Origin of the sequence: Streptomyces sp. S3(2020), assembly GCF_013044505.1 — a bacterium.
Lineage (GTDB): Bacteria > Actinomycetota > Actinomycetes > Streptomycetales > Streptomycetaceae > Streptomyces.
In genome coordinates, this window is the sequence record NZ_JABERD010000439.1 from 1 (window position 1) to 3,065 (window position 3,065).

Below are 3,065 nucleotides of genomic sequence, written 5' to 3' on the forward strand. Positions count from 1 at the left end.
GGGAACCGGCGGGCCGACCCGGCGGGTGAATACGGCCTGCCGACACCTGACTTCGGAGGGTCACCGAAGCGCCCGGCTCCTCCTCCCGGTCAACCTTTCGCCATGGCCGTCGGGAAGGCCGCGCCGGTGCGAGGGCGGTGCCGAACCGGCCCGGGTCCCGGATGGCGGCCGACTGTCAGTGCGGCGTGGCAGGATCGGGGGCGTGGCAGAGACAGCAGCGAAGCAGACCGACAACAGCCCCGGCGGCAACCGCCCGCGCCTGATGCTCATGGACGGGCACTCGCTTGCCTACCGTGCGTTCTTCGCGCTGCCCGCGGAGAACTTCACGACCGCGACGGGCCAGCCGACGAACGCGATCTACGGCTTCGCCTCGATGCTGGCCAACACCCTGCGCGACGAGTCGCCCACGCACTTCGCGGTGGCCTTCGACGTGTCCCGCAAGACCTGGCGCTCCGAGGAGTTCACGGAGTACAAGGCCAACCGCTCCAAGACCCCGGACGAGTTCAAGGGCCAGGTCGAGCTGATCGGTGAAGTCCTGGACGCGATGCATGTCGCGCGGTTCGCGGTCGACGGCTTCGAGGCCGACGACATCATCGCCACGCTCGCCACCCAGGCCGAGGCCGAGGGCTTCGACGTGCTGATCGTCACCGGCGACCGCGACTCCTTCCAGCTGGTCAGCGAGCACACCACCGTGCTCTACCCGACGAAGGGTGTCTCCGAGCTGACCCGGTTCACCCCGGAGAAGGTGTTCGAGAAGTACGGCCTCACCCCCGCCCAGTACCCGGACTTCGCGGCCCTGCGCGGCGACCCGTCCGACAACCTGCCCGGCATCCCCGGCGTCGGTGAGAAGACCGCCGCGAAGTGGATCAACCAGTTCGGTTCCTTCGCGGACCTCGTCGAGCGGGTCGAGGAGGTCAAGGGCAAGGCGGGCCAGAACCTCCGCGACCACCTGGACGCGGTCAAGCTCAACCGCCGTCTGACGGAGATGGTCCGTACCGTCGAGCTGCCGAAGACGGTCGCCGACCTGGAGCGGGCGCCGTACGACCGCAAGACCCTCGCGATGATCCTCGACACCCTGGAGATCCGGAACCCGTCCCTGCGCGAGCGCCTGCTCGCCGTCGACCCGGGTGCCGAGGAGGCCGAGCCGGCCCCGGCCGCGACGGCCGGCGTGGAGCTCGACGGCACCGTGCTCGGCACCGGCGAGCTGGCGGGCTGGCTCGGCGAACACGCCACGGACACGCTCGGCGTCGCCACGGTCGACACCTGGGCGCTGGGCACCGGCTCGGTCGCCGAGATCGCCCTCGCGGCGTCCGGGGGAGTGGCCGCCTGGTTCGACCCCACCCAGCTCGACGAGGCCGACGAGACGGCGTTCGCCGCCTGGCTCGCCGACGCCGGCAAGCCCAAGGTCTTCCACAACGCCAAGGCCGCGATGCGTGTCTTCGCCGAGCACGGCTGGAGCATCGCCGGTGTCTCCATGGACACCGCGCTCGCCGCGTACCTCGTCAAGCCGGGCCGCCGCTCCTTCGACCTGGACGCGCTGTCCCTGGAGTATCTGCACCGGGAGCTGGCGCCCGCCGCCGCGGCCGACGGCCAGCTCGCCTTCGGCGCGGACGAGGGTGCCGAGGCCGAGGCCCTCATGGTGCAGGCCCAGGCCGTCCTCGACCTGGGCGGGGCCTTCACCGAGCGCCTCGAAGAGGTCGGTGCCACGGACCTCCTGCGCGACGTGGAGCTGCCCACCTCCACCCTGCTGGCCCGCCTGGAGCGGCATGGCATCGCCGCCGACCGGGCCCACCTGGAGGCCATGGAACAGATGTTCGCCGGCGCCGTCCAGCAGGCCGTGAAGGAGGCCCACGCCGCCGCCGGACACGAGTTCAACCTGGGCTCACCCAAGCAGCTCCAGGAAGTCCTCTTCGGCGAGCTCGGCCTGCCCAAGACCAAGAAGACGAAGACCGGCTACACGACGGACGCCGACGCGCTCGCCTGGCTGGCCACCCAGACGGACAACGAACTGCCGGTGATCATGCTCCGGCACCGCGAGCAGGCCAAGCTCCGTGTCACCGTCGAGGGCCTCATCAAGACGGTCGCGGCGGACGGCCGTATCCACACCACGTTCAACCAGACGGTGGCGGCGACTGGCCGCCTCTCCTCCACCGACCCGAACCTCCAGAACATCCCGGTCCGCACCGACGAGGGCCGGGCGATCCGCCGCGGTTTCGTGGTCGGCGAGGGCTTCGAGTCCCTGATGACCGCGGACTACAGCCAGATCGAACTGCGCGTGATGGCCCACCTCTCCGAGGACGAGGGCCTCATCGAGGCGTTCACCTCCGGCGAGGACCTGCACACCACGGTCGCCTCGCAGGTGTTCGCGGTCGAGCGCGCGGACGTCGACGCGGAGATGCGCCGCAAGATCAAGGCGATGTCGTACGGACTGGCGTACGGCCTGTCCGCCTTCGGCCTCTCCCAGCAGCTCAACATCGACGCGGGCGAGGCACGTGCCCTGATGGACACGTACTTCGAGCGCTTCGGCGGTGTGCAGGACTATCTGCGCCGGGCCGTAGACGAGGCCCGGGCGACCGGCTACACGGCGACCCTCTTCGGCCGCCGCCGCTACCTCCCCGACCTCAACAGCGACAACCGCCAGCGCCGCGAGGCCGCCGAGCGCATGGCCCTCAACGCGCCCATCCAGGGCACGGCGGCCGACATCGTCAAGATCGCCATGCTCCAGGTCGACAAGGCTCTCCAGGAGGCCGGCCTCACCTCCCGCATGCTGCTCCAGGTCCATGACGAAATCGTCCTGGAGATCGCCCCGGGCGAGCGCGCCCAGGTCGAGGAACTGGTACGCCGGGAAATGGCGAACGCGGTCCACCTGCGAGCGCCGCTGGACGTGTCGGTCGGGGTGGGCCCGGACTGGGAGTCGGCGGCGCACTAGCCTCCGGCGGCCGGGCGCGCGGGTGGCCTGAATGCCGGGCGCCTTGTCATCGGCGGCTACGCAGGCCGACCTGGGGGCGCGGGGAACTGCGCGACCAGCCCCCACGCACCCGCACCCGCCCACGACCCCTCTCCAC

The 3,065-nt window shown here is 70.9% G+C and carries 1 protein-coding gene; it reads left to right on the forward strand.

The window, feature by feature from the left end:
• Nucleotides 1-202 precede the first annotated feature (202 nt).
• Entirely contained in the window at nt 203-2,929 is a 2,727-nt protein-coding gene (polA, locus tag HLK59_RS49240; RefSeq protein WP_171148213.1) for a DNA polymerase I, read from the forward strand.
• Nucleotides 2,930-3,065: the final 136 nt, after the last annotated feature.